General features: G+C 63.9%; 13 protein-coding genes. 10 read left to right on the top strand and 3 right to left on the bottom strand.

Annotated features, from left to right (window positions below; genetic code table 11):
* The first annotated feature begins 31 nt into the window (after positions 1 to 31).
* Positions 32 to 586, top strand: a complete 555-nt coding sequence (locus tag ACYVM5_RS14330; RefSeq protein WP_460618790.1) for a hypothetical protein — start codon at positions 32 to 34, stop codon at positions 584 to 586.
* A gap of 72 nt (positions 587 to 658) precedes the next feature.
* Here ACYVM5_RS14330 and ACYVM5_RS14325 read toward each other — a convergent pair whose 3' ends face one another.
* Both ACYVM5_RS14325 and ACYVM5_RS14320 read right to left on the bottom strand, forming a co-directional pair.
* The gene (locus ACYVM5_RS14325; protein ID WP_460618789.1) at positions 659 to 2,773 is read right to left on the bottom strand and encodes a TonB-dependent receptor family protein; all 2,115 of its coding nucleotides are present in this window, start codon (positions 2,771 to 2,773) and stop codon (positions 659 to 661) included.
* A 147-nt stretch (positions 2,774 to 2,920) separates the two neighbouring features.
* Positions 2,921 to 3,253 (bottom strand): hypothetical protein, encoded by a 333-nt coding sequence (locus ACYVM5_RS14320; RefSeq protein ID WP_460618788.1) that lies wholly within the window; start codon positions 3,251 to 3,253, stop codon positions 2,921 to 2,923.
* A 155-nt stretch (positions 3,254 to 3,408) separates the two neighbouring features.
* On the opposite strand from ACYVM5_RS14320, the gene ACYVM5_RS14315 reads away from it, so the two are divergent.
* Together ACYVM5_RS14315 and ACYVM5_RS14310 are read left to right on the top strand one after the other, a co-directional pair.
* Positions 3,409 to 5,019, top strand: a complete 1,611-nt coding sequence (locus ACYVM5_RS14315; protein WP_460618787.1) for a sensor histidine kinase — start codon at positions 3,409 to 3,411, stop codon at positions 5,017 to 5,019.
* Positions 4,997 to 6,052 (top strand): response regulator, encoded by a 1,056-nt coding sequence (locus tag ACYVM5_RS14310; protein WP_460618786.1) that lies wholly within the window; start codon positions 4,997 to 4,999, stop codon positions 6,050 to 6,052. Before ACYVM5_RS14315 ends, ACYVM5_RS14310 begins: the two co-directional genes overlap by 23 nt.
* A gap of 16 nt (positions 6,053 to 6,068) precedes the next feature.
* Here the strand turns inward: ACYVM5_RS14310 and ACYVM5_RS14305 are convergent, their stop codons facing one another.
* Positions 6,069 to 6,830, bottom strand: coding sequence for an SDR family NAD(P)-dependent oxidoreductase (locus ACYVM5_RS14305; protein WP_460618785.1), 762 nt, complete (start codon positions 6,828 to 6,830; stop codon positions 6,069 to 6,071).
* Positions 6,831 to 7,038: 208 nt separating this feature from the next.
* Between ACYVM5_RS14305 and ACYVM5_RS14300 the strand changes: the two genes are divergently transcribed.
* The 7 genes from ACYVM5_RS14300 (at position 7,039) to ccoG (ending at position 15,223) form a co-directional block, all read left to right on the top strand.
* Positions 7,039 to 9,561 carry a heavy metal translocating P-type ATPase gene (locus ACYVM5_RS14300; RefSeq protein ID WP_460618784.1) on the top strand — a complete coding sequence of 841 codons (2,523 nt, stop codon included), beginning with the start codon at positions 7,039 to 7,041 and terminating at the stop codon, positions 9,559 to 9,561.
* Positions 9,562 to 9,727: 166 nt separating this feature from the next.
* A complete protein-coding gene (gene ccoS, locus ACYVM5_RS14295; RefSeq protein WP_460618783.1) occupies positions 9,728 to 9,904 on the top strand; it encodes a cbb3-type cytochrome oxidase assembly protein in 177 nt (58 codons plus the stop codon).
* Positions 9,905 to 9,994: 90 nt separating this feature from the next.
* Positions 9,995 to 12,181, top strand: a complete 2,187-nt coding sequence (ccoN, locus tag ACYVM5_RS14290; protein WP_460618782.1) for a bifunctional cbb3-type cytochrome c oxidase subunit I/II — start codon at positions 9,995 to 9,997, stop codon at positions 12,179 to 12,181.
* Between the two features lie 70 nt (positions 12,182 to 12,251).
* Entirely contained in the window at positions 12,252 to 12,455 is a 204-nt protein-coding gene (locus ACYVM5_RS14285) for a hypothetical protein (protein ID WP_460618781.1), read from the top strand.
* The gene (locus ACYVM5_RS14280) at positions 12,449 to 12,793 is read left to right on the top strand and encodes a hypothetical protein (protein WP_460618780.1); all 345 of its coding nucleotides are present in this window, start codon (positions 12,449 to 12,451) and stop codon (positions 12,791 to 12,793) included. Before ACYVM5_RS14285 ends, ACYVM5_RS14280 begins: the two co-directional genes overlap by 7 nt.
* Entirely contained in the window at positions 12,790 to 13,662 is an 873-nt protein-coding gene (locus ACYVM5_RS14275; protein WP_460618779.1) for a cytochrome c family protein, read from the top strand. Before ACYVM5_RS14280 ends, ACYVM5_RS14275 begins: the two co-directional genes overlap by 4 nt.
* A 151-nt stretch (positions 13,663 to 13,813) precedes the next feature.
* Positions 13,814 to 15,223: a CcoG/RdxA/FixG family protein gene (gene ccoG, locus ACYVM5_RS14270; protein WP_460618778.1), complete on the top strand. Its 1,410-nt coding sequence runs from the start codon at positions 13,814 to 13,816 to the stop codon at positions 15,221 to 15,223.
* The last annotated feature ends 10 nt before the right edge of the window (positions 15,224 to 15,233 follow it).

Below are 15,233 nucleotides of genomic sequence, written 5' to 3'. Positions count from 1 at the left end.
GTTTGTTTTTCACCCTTTTTCTCTCCTCCCAATGGACACGCCAGAAGCCCCCACCCCGGCACCCCTCCCCACCAACCAAGCCACCGCAAACCAAACGCCGGCCGCTCAAGCCGCTGCTCCCGCTGCCGAAGCCAACCCCGCTCCTGCTGCTCCGACGGCCGCAACAGCCGCTGCTGACGCTACTGCGGACGCCCCAGCGCCAGCGGCTATCATTATCAATGCTACCGCTGCGCCGGCCACAGCCGCTACGCCCGCGCCGGCAGCGGCCGTAGCGGCGGCGGCCCCAGCCGCGGCTGCTATTCCGGCCACAGAGGTCACCGCCCTTAACCACCTGGAGGTAGGGACCGCCGCGGCAGAGGCCGCCACGCGGCTCACGTTTTCCATCCCGATAGAAATATCCGTGAGTACCCCGCTGCAACACCCGGCCAACTCGCTGGAGCAACCCACTAACGTCGCCCCTACCGCTGCGCCCGAGGTGCCAGCCCCCGAAAAAGGAGCCATCGGTTTCCAATACGCTGCCGCCCGCGACGATGAGCCCGACACCCCGAACGACCAGGTAGCACCTGCCGAGCCAGCGCCCCTGTAAATACTTGTCCCTAACCGCAAAAAAGGCTTTCACCCACTGGTGAAAGCCTTTTTTGCGCCTGTCTACCAACTGCTACCACCGCCAACCCACCTGCACGCCACCGTACCATGCCCGCCCCGGCGCGGGCTGGAAATACCGCCCGCCAAAGGCATTTAAGTCATTGCCCAGGCTGTAGCGGCGGTCCGTGGCATTATCAATACCCGCGTAAATATTGGTTTCGAGATGCCGGCCCAGCGTGCGCCGCCAGCCGCCCCGCGCCCCAAACACCCAGTAGCCCGCCGCTTCCTCCGTATTGGCATCGTTGAGCACGATACGCGCCTGGTGGCTCAAGCTGGGGCTGAGGTAGAAACCCCACCGCTGGTTGAAATTCAGTCCTGCGCTGAGCGTACGCGGCGTGGTGCCGGTGAGGCGGTTGCCGCTCAGGTCGGCCCCGCCGCTGGTGTAGCTGCCGAAACGGAAGTCGTTGTAGGCGTAGCTGGCCCAGGCGCGGAGGCCGGTTCCGGTCGTCTGCACGTCGTCGGGAGCGTTGGGCACGGGCTCTACTTCGCGCCACAGCCAGCCGCTCAGGGCCGCTTCGAGGCCGCGCTGATGGGTGCTGCCGGTATTGCGGAAGACGACCGTGCCTTGGTCGGCGGTGCTGCTAACGATGGTTTGGCGCAGTTCCAGGTCGAAGAGGTTGACTTCATAAGTCAGGTGCTGATGGAAGAAATTGCCCCGCGCGCCCACCTCGTAGCTGGTGCCGCGCTCGGCCTGCAGGTCGCCGTTCAGGCTGCCATCCGAAGGCCGGATTTCATCCACCGTGGGCGGCGAGAAGCCGGTGCTCACGCTGGCATATACAGATAAAATGGGGCTAAACTCGCGCAGCAGCGCCACGCGGGGCGAGATTTCGGGCCGGAAATCGCGGCTGAGCTGGTAGCCGGTGGGGTTGGTCGCGGCGTTGCTCACCCGCGCAATGCGGTGGCGCAGGCGGTTGTAGCTGGCAGCCACGGTCAGCTGGAAATTGGCCGGCAGTTCATAATCGGCCTGGGCAAAAGCGAAGCCGGTGGTAATCGTGATTTCGTCGTCGTAGCGCAGTGCGCCGGGCGTGCCGCCGTTGTTCTGGTAGCTGCGTCCGTCGGTGAAGCCGGCCTGGAACTCGCCGCCGCCCTGCAGTCGCAGCACCCGGCCGGCCAGCGCGGTGCGGTAGCTCAAAGCCGTGCGCCCGCCCAGGCCTACGCCGGTATTGCTTTCGTAGTCGACCAAATAAGGCGTCCGAATCACAGTGCCGCTGCCGTACAGCGTGGTTTGCAGTTCCAGCTTCTCGGTGAAGCGATACTCGTGCGTCAGGCCCAGCAAGCCCGTGCGCGAGGCATAAAACGCCTGCTGCGCCACGGTGCCGGGCGCGGCAGCCGTGCCCGGCCGCGCCTGCCGGGGGTCGGCTGCAAACTGGGCGCGGGTGAGGCCGCCGGGCAGTTGGTAGCTGATGTCGGTATAGAGCAGATGGGCGGCCAGCGTAGTTTTGGGGCCGGCCACGGTGCGGGCATCAAGGGCCAAAACGTCGCGCTGCAGGGCGCTTTGCTGGCGGTATCCTTCCAGGCTTTGGTGGGCGTATTGGGCGCGGATGCTGCTGGTGGCGCTGCCTGTTTCGGCCGTGATGGTGCTGCGGCGCAGGCCGTAGCTACCCACCGTGGCCCCGGCTGCCACCCGGCTCACACCTGCCTCTACCGTCGGCGTGCCGAACAGTGCCACGCCACCCGTGCCCGCGCCGTACACGCTGCCGGCCGGCCCCTTCAGCACCTCGAGCCGCCCAATGATGGCCGGGTCGAGCAGGTTGAGCGGCGTGCTGCCGCCGGCCTCGGTGAAGGGGATGCCGTTGTAGTACACCTTCACGTTGCGCACCCCAAATGGCGAGCGCAGCGTACTGCCCCGAATGCTGAGCCGGTAACTGGCCGTGGCGCGCTCTTCCAGCCGCACGCCAGGTAGCGTATTCACGGCCTGCGTGAGAGCCACAGGGCTGAAGTGCTCAATCACATGGGCATCAATCACGCCCACGGCGGCGGCCGTGCGGCGCAGTGGCAGCCGCTGGCCGTAGCCGGTTACGGTAGCTTCGGGCAGGGCCACGGCGCGAGCGGTATCGGGCCGGGTTTGAGCGCGGGCGGGTAGAAGCGGCAGCCAAAGCAGCAATGGGAAGGTGTATCGAAAGGGCATAAGGGTTAGGTCAAACGGCACGACGCAGACCAGCGGAGTACGCGAATTGTTGCCGGCTGACGAATTGTAGCGCGAACTTTTAGTTCGCGTCCCCGCGCCGTTCGCATCGTTTAGGTTTCTGCCGGGGACGCGAAGTAAAAGTTCGCGCTACGCCCCCGCCGTACCGTTCCTATCCCCCAGCAGCGCGTCAATTTCGGCCGCGTCGGGCAGGCCGGGGCGACGCCAGAGCTCTACGCCGTGATGCATGAGCACGCTGGTGGGCAGTTGGGCCGGCGCGAAGCTGCGCAGGATGGCGGGGTAGCTGGCTTCGTCGATTTGCAGCACCTGCACGGCGGCCCCCAGGCGGTTTTGCAGCATGGCGAGTTCGGCCGCAAAAATGCCTTGGGACGGCGCCAGCGAATGCCGGGCTGGCGGCGGCAGCATCACCAGCAGCACGGCCGCCGCCGGGCGCTCGGTCTCAACGGCGTGAAAGCCAGTCATGGCAAAAGGGCAAAGCTTGAGGTAAAAAGTGTGCTCCAAAACTAGCCGGGCTCCGGAACCCCGCACATGACGGCCGTCAGACCGGGGCGCTGACATCCATCAGGGCGCTGTGCAGGCCGCGTTCCGGTGTTACTTTACCGCATCAATTGCCCGCCATGCCACTCGACTTTTACCGCAACCCACTCACCGACATTCTGTTTGAGCAGACCAGCAGCTTTGTGGGCCTGTACGACGTGAGCGCGGCCTGGTTTACGCGCGTGAACACCGCCGGCTACCGCCAGCTGGGCTACCCCTCGGCCCAGGCCCTCTACGACGACCCCGTCCGGACCCTGCTGCTGCACCGCCTCAGCCCGGCCGAGTGGGAGCGGCTGCGCGATGAAACACTAGCCGCCGGGCACTACGAGCAGGAAGTGGAAATCCGGCGGCACATGGGCACCCCGTTCTGGGCCTACCTCGAACTCACCAGCCTGGCCCTGGAAGGAAAAGATTATTTCCTCGTGCGCCTCACCGATACCGGCCGGCTGCACGAGGCCGAGCGCAACCTGGCCCAGAGCGTGCGGCGCTTCGAAGCCGTGTTCACCCACGCCACCATCGGCATCATTGTGGCCACGCGGCAGGGAAATATCGTGCTGGCCAACGAAAAATCGCACCAGCTGTTCGGCTATCCGGCCGGGGCATTGGCCGAGCAGTCCATCGAGGTATTGGTGCCCGATGCCGTGCGGGGCCGCCACGAGCACCTGCGCGAGTCCTTCAACGCGCACCCGGCGGTGCGGGCCATGGGCTCGAACCGGGCGCTGCTGGCCCGCCGCCGCGATGGCTCGGTGTTTCCCGTCGAAATCAGCCTGAGCTATTTCCACCTCGATGAGGAGCTGTACGTGGTGGCTTACGTGGTCGACATCAGCGCCAAGCAGGAAGCCGAGCAGGCCCTGCAGGCCGAGCGCCAGCGCGTGGACCGCCTCAACGCCGAGCTGGAGCAGAAAGTGGCCGACCGCACCCACGCCCTCATGACCACCCTGGCCCAGCTGGAGCACCGCTCCGAAGAGCTGGCCCAGGCCCTGGCCGCCGAGCAGGAGCTGGGCGAGCTCAAGTCGCGCTTCGTGGCCATGGCCTCGCACGAGTTCCGCACGCCGCTCACGGCCGTGCTCACCTCGGCCACGCTGGTGGAGAAATACCCGGCCGCCGAGCAGCAGCCCCAGCGCCTGCGTCATTTGGACCGCATCCGGGCCTCGGTGAAGCATTTGACCGATATTCTGGAGGAGTTTCTGTCGGTGGGCAAAATTGAGGAAGGGAAGATTGAGGCCCACCCGGCCCAGCTGGCCGTGCCCGCCCTGCTGCGCGAAGCCGTGGCCGAAGTGCAGGGCCTGCGCAAGCCCGGCCAGCACATCGAGCTCAGCACCGACGGCCCTGAACTGGTGTGGCTCGACGCCTCGCTGCTGCGCAAAGTCCTCGTCAACCTACTTTCCAACGCGCTGAAATATTCGGCCGAAAACACCACCGTCCGGCTCAGTGCTACCGGCCGGCCCGGCCGCCTCACGCTGCAGGTGCAGGACCAGGGCGTGGGCATTTCGGCCGAAGACCAGGAGCATTTATTCCAGCGTTTTTACCGGGCCCGCAACGTGGCCAACACGCCCGGCACCGGCCTGGGCCTCTACATCATCACCAAATACCTGGAGCTGATGGGGGGCACCATTGCGCTGCACAGCGAGCTGCACGTGGGCACCACCGTCACCATTACCCTTCCCTATGAAAACCATTCTGCTGATTGAGGACAACGACGTTATCCGCGAAAACACGGCCGAGATTCTGGAGTTGGCCGGCTACGCCGTGCTCACGGCCGAGAACGGCAAAGTAGGCGTGGAAAAAGCCCTGGCCACCAAGCCCGATTTGGTGGTGTGCGACATCATGATGCCCGTGCTCGACGGCTACGGCGTGCTGCACATCTTCAACCAGAACCCGCACCTGGCGGGGGTGCCATTCATCTTTCTCACCGCCAAAACCGAGCGTACCGACCTGCGCCGCGGCATGGAGCTGGGAGCCGACGACTACCTCACCAAGCCCTTCGAGGAAACCGAGCTGCTGAGCGCCATCAGTAGCCGCCTCCACCGCTTCGGCAAGCTGCAGGCCGACTACGACCTGCGCGTCCCCGAAGGCCTGGGCAATTTCCTGGACGATGCCGCCGCCGCCGGCCAGCTCAGCGACCTCACCATCGACCGCCGCCCGCACTCGCTACGCAAAAAGCAGGAAGTGTACGCCGAAGGCGACGAGCCCACGCGGCTATACTTCGTGCAAACCGGCCGCGTGAAAACCGTGCGCCGCACCCCCGGCGGCAAGGAATTAATCACGGGCGTGTACGGCCCCGGCGAGTTCTTCGGCTACCTGCCCCTGCTGGAGCAAGTGCCGCACGCCGACACCGCCCTGGTGCTGGACGACGCCACGTTGCTCTACATTCCGAAGGCTGATTTCATGGCCCTGCTGCACCGCAACGCGGCCGTGGGCCAGCAGTTTGTGCGCCTGCTGGCGGGGCGGGTGAGCGAGCGCGAGGAGCAGCTGCTGGGCATGGCCTACGGCTCCATCCGGCGGCGCGTGGCCGATACGCTGCTGCGCCTGCACGAGCAGGCCGGGGCCGCGCCGGAAGCCCTCATTCAGCTCTCGCGCGACGATATGGCCGCCGTGGTGGGCACCGCCCCGGAGTCGCTCATCCGTACCCTGAGCGAGTTCAAGCAAAGCGGCCTGATTGAACTGAGCACGCATGGCATCAAGCTATTGCACCCCGAAAAGCTGCGCCAACCCAACTGGTAGGCGGCGCGGCAGCGTTTTACTGTGCCAGGTAGCCGCCATCGACCACAATGGCCTGGCCCGTGACGAAGGAAGCCTGCTCCGAGGCCAGCCACAGCAGCGCGCCCGTTATTTCCTCGGGCCGGCCCAGGCGGTGCAGGGCGTGCCTGGCGGCAATCTGCTCGTGCATCTCGTTGTGGCCCTCGATTCCGGCCTTGGTGAGCATGGGCGTTTCGATGAAGCCGGGGCACACGGCGTTAATGCGGATGCCCTGCGGGCCGTATTCGAGGGCGGCGGTTTCGGTGAGGCCGATGAGGCCGTGCTTGGCGGCCACGTAGGCACAGGCCCCAGGAAAGCCGACTTTGCCCAGAATGGAGGCCATGTTGATGATGCTGCCGCGCCCGGCGGCCACCATGGCTTGCAGCTCGTATTTCTGGCAATACCACACGCCACTCAGGTTGATGCCGAGCACGCGCTGCCATTCCTCGTCGGGGTAGTCGGCGCTGGGGGCCGAGGCACCGCCCACGCCCGCGTTGTTGATGGCCACATCGAGCCGTCCAAACTTGGCCAAGGTGCGCTGTACCAGCTGCTGCACGCTGGCCGGTGAGGCCACGTCGCAGGCTACAAACAGGCTTTCCGGGCCGGTTTCGCTGAGCTCCTGGGCCAGCGCCTGGCCGGCGGCTTCGTCCACATCGGCCACCACCACGTGCGCGCCGGCCTGCGAAAAAGCCTCGGCCGCCGCCTTGCCAATACCGGACGAAGCGCCCGTGATGAGCACTACCTGGTTGTCAAATGTTTTCATATCGTGCAAAAGGGAAAGGAAGCGGGGACTGAAGCCGGGAGCGCGCCGAAGGAAAAGCCCCCGTTTCTTAAGCTACTCAGCGACACAAAATTGCCGCCCACCCGCTGCCAGCCCGCTGAGATTAATCAGGCTCTTGGGCTGACATTCATCAGGCGGGCGGCGGGCGGCGGGCCGGAGCTTTGGGGTTGCCATCAGCCCCTTTTTGCCCGTGCCTTTTGCGCCTGCCCTTGCCCCTCCCCCGCCATACGCTGACGTTGCTTGCACGCACTGCGGCGATGCTTGCCCCGACACCCCCATCCGCCTGCCGGCCGAGCCGGAGCTGGCCTTTTGCTGCCAGGGTTGCCGCGCCGTGTACGAGCTGCTGGCCGCCAACCGCCTCTGCACCTACTACCGCCTCGACGAGCATCCCGGCCAGAAAATGAAGGCCGTGGAGCTGCCCGGCCGCTTCGACTACCTCGACGCCGAGGCAGTGCAGGCGCAGCTGCTGTCCTTCCGCTCGCCCACGTTGGCGCGGCTCACCTTCAGCATTCCCCAGATGCACTGCGCCTCGTGCATCTGGCTGCTGGAGAACCTGTTCAAGCTAAACCCGGGCATCTCGGCATCGCGAGTCAATTTCCTGCGCAAAGAGCTGACGGTAAGCTACCAGCCCGCCACCACGACCCTAAAAGAAATAGTGAAGCTGCTGGCCTCGGTGGGCTACGAGCCGCAGATTACGCTGGCCGAGCTGGGCGCGCAGCCCCACGCCGCCAGCCGCACGCTGTACTACCAGCTGGGCATCGCGGCCTTCGGCTTTGGCAACGTGATGCTGCTGGCTTTTCCCGAATATTTTTCCTTCACCGAGCAGCTGCAAAGCACGTTTGGGCAGTTTTTTGGCGGGCTGAGCTTGCTGCTGGCCTTGCCGGTGCTGCTGGTGAGCGCGCGCGGCTTCTACCGCTCAGCCTGGCAGGGGCTGCGGCAGCGCTACATCAACCTCGATTTTCCCATCAGCCTGGGCCTCACGGCGCTGTTTGTGACCAGCGTGTTTGAAGTGCTGACTCAGCGCGGGCCGGGCTATTTCGATTCCTTCACCGGGCTGGTGTTTTTCATGCTCATCGGCAAATGGGTGCAGCAGCGCAGCTACGACGCCCTGCGCTTCGACCGCGACTTCACCTCCTACTTCCCAGTGGCCGTGACGCGGCTCACGCCCGCCGGCGAAGAATCGGTGTCGGTGAAAGAGCTGCGGGCCGGGCAGCGCATCCGGGTGCTGCACCAGGAAATCATTCCGGCCGATGCCGTGCTGCGGCGCGGCGCGGGCCAGATTGACTACAGCTTCGTATCGGGCGAGAGCGAGCCGGTGGCCCGCCAGGCCGGCGACCTGCTGTATGCCGGCGGCCGCCAAATGGGCGAGGCCGTGGAGCTGGAAGTGGTGCGCGAGGTGTCGCAGGGCTACCTCACCCAACTCTGGAACAACCCCGCCTTTCAGAAGGAAAAGCAGCCTTCGCTGGAAACCTACGCCGATAAAGTGGGCCGCTATTTCGTGGGCCTCACCCTCACGCTGGCGCTGGGCGCGGTGGCCTATTGGTACCCGCAAAGCCCGGCCATGGCGCTGCGGGCCTTCACCTCGGTGCTCGTCATTGCCTGCCCGTGCGCGCTGTCGCTGGCCACGCCGTTTGCGCTGGGGGCCGCGCTGCGGGTGCTGGGCCGCCGCAAGTTCTACCTCAAAAACTCCGCCGTGGTAGAAACCCTGGGCCGCGCCGACACCATCGTATTCGACAAAACCGGCACCCTCACGGATGTTAAAAAATCGGGGGTGGAATACCTAGGGCCGCCGCTCAGCCCCGGTCAGCAGCAAGCCGTGGCGGCCGTGGTGCGCCAGTCCACGCACCCGCTCAGCCAGCGCCTGGCGGCAGAGTTGCCCGCTAGTTCATTGGCCGTAGCGGATTTTGTGGAAGTACCCGGCCAGGGCGTGCGCGGCACCGTGGCCGGCGTGGTGGTGCGGGTGGGCACGGCGGCATTTGCCGCGTTGAACAATTGTAGAGGCGCGACACTTCGCGTCTCCGCGTTGAACGAGGCGATAACGGACGATGCCAACGGTGCGGACGCAGAGACGCGAAGTGTCGCGTCTCTACACCAAACGGCCAACCTGCAATCCTGCGTGTACATCAGTCTCGACAATCGCCTGCATGGTCACTATCGGTTTCGCAACGTGTACCGCGACAGCCTGCGGCCGGTGCTGGCCGCGCTGGGCACGCGCTACCGCTTAGCGGTGCTCTCAGGCGACAACGACACCGAGCAGGCCCGGCTGCGCGAATTATTCGGCCCGACGGCCGAAATCCACTTCCGTCAAACCCCGCAAAACAAACTCGATTACATCGCCAAGCTCAAGCACGAAGGCCGCACCGTAGTAATGATAGGCGACGGCCTGAACGACGCCGGTGCCCTCCAGCGTGCCGATGCCGGCATCGCCCTCACCGACACGCTCACCAACTTTTCCCCCGCCTGCGACGCCATTCTCGAAGCCGGCAATTTCGGGCAACTGGCCACCATGCTGGGCTTCTCGCGGGCCTGCCTGCGCATTGTGCTGGCCACGTTCGCGCTGTCATTCATCTACAACGGCATTGGGCTCACGCTGGCAGTGCAGGGCCGGTTCACGCCCATTGTGTCGGCCATTCTTATGCCCATCAGCTCGCTGAGCGTGATGGTTTTTGCCACGCTGCTGGTGCGGCTGGCCGCGTGGCGGCGAGGGCTTTGAAAGGATGCCAGAACGGTCTAGAGACGCAATATTTTGCGTCTCGTCGTTGAACGACCGGCACTGCGCCAAACCACCTGCGACCGTGCAGCTATAACAACATCAGCAACGACGAGACGCAAAATATTGCGTCTCTACATCATTCAAACCGCGTCCGTCATTTCTACTTATGTCCATCATCTTCCTGCTTATCGGTATCAGCCTGCTGGTGGCGCTCACTTTTCTGGCGGCGTTTTTCTGGGCGGTGCGCTCGGGACAATACGAGGACGACTACACGCCCGCCGTGCGGATGCTGTTTGAGGATGAAACGGAGCCGGATATTCCGCCCGGCGGTTCGGCCGCCTGACATCAATCACGCCGTCGGCCTGACTTTTGTCAGCTTTTCGACACCAGCCGGCCGGGACCTTTGGGGTAATAATAATTCAATTCCCCCTTTATGCAGGCCGAACCGCTAGCTCCCGTTGCTGCCCCCCGAGCGCCCCTGATTCCAAGCGCTGTGAACCGGGCCGTTGACACCTTTTTCTACGATAATCAGATTGTCCGCGACTTCGGCATTGCCACCGTTATCTGGGGCATTATCGGCATGGCAGTGGGCGTGCTGGCCGCTTTTGAGCTGGCCCGGCCCGAGGTGAACATGGGTACGGCCTACACCACCTTCGGCCGCATCCGGCCGCTGCACACCAACGCGGTGATTTTCGCATTCGTCGGCAACGGCATTTTTACCGGCGTTTACTACTCGCTGCAGCGCCTGTGCAAGGCCAGGATGTTTTCCGACGTCCTTAGCAAAATCCATTTCTGGGGCTGGCAGCTGATTATCCTGTCGGCGGTGGCGACGCTGCCGCTGGGCTTCACCACCAGCAAGGAATACGCCGAGCTGGAATGGCCGATTGACATCGCCATTACTGTGGTGTGGGTGGTGTTTGGCTGGAATATGTTCGGTACCATTGCCAGGCGGCGCGAGCGGCACCTGTACGTGGGCATCTGGTTTTACATCGCCACGTTCATCACGGTGGCCGTTTTGCACCTCGTCAACTCGGCCGAAGTGCCCGTGAGCTGGCTCAAAAGCTACTCGGCCTACGCCGGCGTGCAGGACGCGCTGGTGCAGTGGTGGTACGGCCACAATGCGGTGGCTTTCTTCCTCACCACGCCTTACCTGGGCCTGATGTACTACTTCATGCCGAAGGCGGCCGAGCGGCCCATCTACTCCTACCGCCTGAGCATCATTCACTTCTGGTCGCTTATTTTCATTTACATCTGGGCCGGGCCGCACCACTTGCTCTACACCGCCCTGCCCGATTGGGCTCAGAGCCTGGGTGTGGCCTTCAGCATCATGCTGATTGCGCCGAGCTGGGGCGGCATGATAAACGGCCTGCTGACATTGCGCGGCGCCTGGGACAAAGTGCGCGAGGAGCCCGTGCTCAAGTTCTTCGTGGTGGCCATCACGGCCTACGGCATGGCCACTTTTGAAGGCCCCATGCTCTCGCTGAAAAACGTAAATGCCATTGCGCACTTCACCGACTGGATTGTGGCGCACGTGCACGTGGGGGCCCTGGGCTGGAACGGTTTCCTCACCTTCGGGATGCTGTACTGGTTGTGGCCGCGCCTTTATAAAACGCCGCTGTCCTCGAAGAAACTGGCCACTACGCACTTTTGGCTGGGCACGCTGGGCATCCTCTTCTACGCCATTCCGATGTACTGGGCGGGCTTCACGCAGGGCCTGATGTGGAAGCAGTTCAACGCCGAGGGCATGCTGCAATACCCCAACTTCCTCGAAACCGTGATTCAGCTGGTGCCCATGTATTACCTGCGCGGCATCGGCGGGGTGCTCTACCTCAGCGGCGTGTTTTTGCTGATGTACAACCTGTATAAAACGGCCCAGGCCGGCACGCTGCTGGCCAACGAAAAGGCCCAGGCTCCGGCGCTGCTGCCCGAAGCCCAGGACCCGCACGTGCAGGCCGGCCACTGGCACCGCTGGCTCGAGCGCCGGCCCTTTCAGCTGGCCGTGGGCGCCACGGTGGCCATTGCCATCGGCGGGGCAGTGGAGATGATTCCGACCTTTTTGGTGAAGTCGAACGTGCCCACCATTGCCTCGGTGAAGCCCTACCGGCCGCTCGAATTGCAGGGCCGCGACCTCTACATCAAGGAAGGCTGCTCGAACTGCCACACCCAGATGGTGCGCCCCTTCCGCTCGGAAACCGAGCGCTATGGCGAGTACAGCAAAGCCGGCGAATACGTGTACGACCGGCCCTTCCTGTGGGGCAGCAAGCGCACCGGGCCCGATTTGCAGCGCGTGGGCCAGAAATACCCCAACTCCTGGCACTACAACCACATGATGGACCCCACCAGCATGTCGCCTGGCTCCATCATGCCGCCCTACCCGTGGCTGTTTGAGAATGAGATTGATTACAGTACGCTGCCCAACAAAATCCGGGTGTTGCAAGGCCTGAACACGCCCTACCCCGCTGGCTTCGATAAGCTAGCCGTGGCCGATGCGCAGAACCAGGCCCGCGGCATCGTGGCCGAGCTGAAAAAGGAGGACATCGAGGTGAAATCGGACAAGGAAATAGTGGCCCTGATTGCCTACCTCCAGCGCCTGGGCACGGACATCAAGGTGAAACAGTAGCGCGGACTTTGTAGTTCGCGACCTCCCTACAACCTCATTACTCGCGGACTACAAAGTCCGCGCTACAACTATGGACAAGAACGTTTTGCAATCCATCGCCGGGGTAGAAATCTATCCGCTTATCTCGCTGGGCATCTTCGTGCTCTTCTTCCTGGGGCTGCTGGTGTACGTGCTGCTGAGCAGCCGCCAGCACCTGCGCACCATGAGCGAGCTGCCCCTGCTCGACGACGAGGCAACCATCCAATCATCCCTAAACCACGACGTGTTATGTTAACCACTCGCACCTTCTTGCTGACTTTCCTGGGCCTGCTCACCAACTTCGCGGCCGCCGCCCAATCTGCTACCCCCAACGAGGCTCCCAATTCAACTACCGTGCTGAGCTGGGTGGTGTGGTGGGCCGCCGGCGTGGTGCTGCTGATGGCCGTCGTAACTGCCGGTTCGGTGACTTCGGCCGCCAGGTACCGGTACGAGGCGCAGCAGGCCGAGCCAGAAGCGGCTGTCGCCACTGAAGCCGCTCCCGCCATCGCGCCCAGCCAGGCCGTGCCCGTTGCAGCGGCGCCGGTTGAGGCCGCGCCGGTCAGAATTGCCACCCAGGAAGAGGTTTACGCATGATACGCCCCCACCAATTGCTACTGGGGGTTGGGGCGGCGCTATTGGCTGCCCGCCCCGCCCTGGCCCAGGCGGCCGAAACCGGCGCGCTGGCAAGCCCCGATTCGCAACGGGCCATGCTCTGGTTTGTGCTGAGCACGCTGGTGCTGGTGCTGATGGTGTTTTTGCTGCTCTTCGTGGCCGTAATTGCCTGGCTGCGGCCGCAGCTGCGCCAGCTCTACGCCCTGCCCACGGTGCACGACACCTGGAGTGGCCGCGTGCTGGGCCTGCTGGTGGGCGATGCTCGCCTGGTGCAGGGCGACGTGCGCGACGAGCTGATGGACCACGAATACGACGGCATCCACGAGTTCGACAACGACCTGCCGCCGTGGTGGAAGTACGGCTTTTATGCCACCATCGTCTTTGCTATCGGCTACCTCACGTACTACCACGTCCTCAAAACCGGCCAGCTCCAGGGTGCCGAATACGCCACCGAAATGCAGCAGGCCGCCCTGCTCATCGCCGCCACCCCCGACGACCCCAACCAGCTCACCACCTACCAGCCCCTGCTGGTGCCGGCCGAGCTGAGCAGCGGCAAAAGCATCTTCGCCACCAACTGCGCACCGTGCCACGGGGCCAGCGGCGAGGGCAAAGTCGGACCCAACCTGACCGACGAATTCTGGCTGCACGGCGGCGAAGTGAACCACGTCTACAAAACCATCAAGTTCGGCGTGAACGGCAAGGGCATGGTGGCCTGGAAAGGCAAGCTCTCGGGCAAGCAGATTCTGCAAGTGGCCTCTTACGTGCTGAGTTTGCAAGGTACCAAGCCAGCTAATGCCAAGCCGCCGCAGGGCGAGAAAGAAACGCCGGGCAAGACGGTGGCAAAGCTGTAGCCCAGACACTCACACCGCCGGGCCCTCTCCCGCGGAGAGGGGAGCATAACGATTGTAGCGCGGACTTTCAGTCCGCGAGTGACCTGTTCAAAACAACTTATGCGCGGACTAAAAGTCCGCGCTACTCCCGCACCGCTTCCCAACCAGCAAAATGCCCGCCACTCAATTCAAGCCCGACGATTCGTACCGCGATTCGCTCTCCACGATAAGTGCGGCGGGCGAACGGGTGTGGCTCTACCCCAAAAAGCCCGCCGGCCGCCTCTACCGTTACCGTAAGGCGCTGAGCTACGGCTTTCTGGCGCTGCTGTTTGCCGGACCGTGGCTGCGCATTCAGGGGCTGCCGGTGCTGCTGCTCAACCTGCCAGCCCGGCGCTTCATCATCTTCGGGCAGATTTTCTGGCCCCAGGATTTTTTTATTCTGCTGCTGGCCACGCTCACGTTTCTGGTGTTCATCATCGTGTTCACGGTGGTGTACGGGCGCGTGTTTTGCGGCTGGGTTTGCCCGCAGACCATCTTTTTGGAGATGGTTTTCCGCCGCATTGAGTACTGGCTGGAAGGCGACGCGCCCCAGCAAAAAGCCCTCGACCGCCGCGCGCTGGACTGGGACAAATTCTGGCGCAAAGCCACCAAGCACGCGCTGTTTCTCGGCATCTCGTTTCTGATTGCCAATACCTTCCTGGCCTACATCATCGGCACCGAGGAGCTGCTAAAAATCGTAACCGATTCGCCCACGGCCCACCTGGGCGGGCTGGCGGCGCTTACGGTTTTCACCGGCCTGTTCTACGCCGTGTTTGCGCGGTTTCGGGAGCAGGTGTGCACCATTGTGTGCCCATATGGGCGGTTGCAGGGTGTTTTACTGGATAAGGACAGCTTGGTGGTAGCTTATGACTACCATCGCGGCGAACCCCGCGAAAAGCTGCGCAAAACCCAGCTGCGCACCGCCGGCGACTGCATCGACTGCCACCAGTGCGTGCAGGTCTGCCCCACGGGCATCGACATCCGCAACGGCGCTACCCAGCTCGAATGCACCAACTGCACGGCCTGCATTGATGCCTGCAACAACATCATGGCCCTGATTGAGAAGCCCCCGGGCCTCATCCGCCACGCTTCGGTGAATGGCATTGCCGAGGGCACCAAATTCCGCCTCACCGGCCGCGTGAAGGCGCTTTCCGGCGTGCTGGCCGGGCTGCTGATTGTGCTCACTGGCCTGCTGGTGTCGCGCTCCAACGTGGCGGCCACCGTGCTGCGCACACCCGGCCAGCTCTTCCAGAAAACCGACCACGGCACCATCACCAACCTCTACAACATCTCGGTCATCAACAAAACCAACCAGCCCTACCCCCTCACCCTGCGCCTGCTGGAACCGGCGCAGGGCACCATTTCCCTGGTCAGCACCTCCACCCTCACCCTGCCCGCCCAGGGCATTGCCGAGGGCGTGTTTTTCGCCGAGCTGCCCCGCACCGCCCTCCACCACACCAACCAGAAAATCCGCATCGGCCTGTTCAGCGGCCCCACGCTGGTGGCCGAGACAAGCACGAAATTCCTCGGGCCAGTGCAGTGAGCCGCATGAT

Source organism: Hymenobacter ruber (genome assembly GCF_054783255.1).
Note: the sequence above shows the minus strand (reverse complement) of the source record. Positions and strands in the feature narration are given on the sequence as shown.

What these genes read in the sequence shown, in the direction of transcription:
- ACYVM5_RS14315 (WP_460618787.1), top strand. Translation starts at nt 3,409, where the DNA reads ATGCCACTCGACTTTTACCGCAACCCACTCACCGACATTCTGTTTGAG.
- ACYVM5_RS14285 (WP_460618781.1), top strand. Translation starts at nt 12,252, where the DNA reads ATGGACAAGAACGTTTTGCAATCCATCGCCGGGGTAGAAATCTATCCG.
- ccoG (WP_460618778.1), top strand. Translation starts at nt 13,814, where the DNA reads ATGCCCGCCACTCAATTCAAGCCCGACGATTCGTACCGCGATTCGCTC.
- ACYVM5_RS14330 (WP_460618790.1), top strand. Translation starts at nt 32, where the DNA reads ATGGACACGCCAGAAGCCCCCACCCCGGCACCCCTCCCCACCAACCAA.
- ACYVM5_RS14305 (WP_460618785.1), bottom strand. Translation starts at nt 6,830, where the DNA reads ATGAAAACATTTGACAACCAGGTAGTGCTCATCACGGGCGCTTCGTCC.
- ccoN (WP_460618782.1), top strand. Translation starts at nt 9,995, where the DNA reads ATGCAGGCCGAACCGCTAGCTCCCGTTGCTGCCCCCCGAGCGCCCCTG.
- ACYVM5_RS14280 (WP_460618780.1), top strand. Translation starts at nt 12,449, where the DNA reads ATGTTAACCACTCGCACCTTCTTGCTGACTTTCCTGGGCCTGCTCACC.
- ccoS (WP_460618783.1), top strand. Translation starts at nt 9,728, where the DNA reads ATGTCCATCATCTTCCTGCTTATCGGTATCAGCCTGCTGGTGGCGCTC.
- ACYVM5_RS14275 (WP_460618779.1), top strand. Translation starts at nt 12,790, where the DNA reads ATGATACGCCCCCACCAATTGCTACTGGGGGTTGGGGCGGCGCTATTG.
- ACYVM5_RS14320 (WP_460618788.1), bottom strand. Translation starts at nt 3,253, where the DNA reads ATGACTGGCTTTCACGCCGTTGAGACCGAGCGCCCGGCGGCGGCCGTG.
- ACYVM5_RS14310 (WP_460618786.1), top strand. Translation starts at nt 4,997, where the DNA reads ATGAAAACCATTCTGCTGATTGAGGACAACGACGTTATCCGCGAAAAC.
- ACYVM5_RS14325 (WP_460618789.1), bottom strand. Translation starts at nt 2,773, where the DNA reads ATGCCCTTTCGATACACCTTCCCATTGCTGCTTTGGCTGCCGCTTCTA.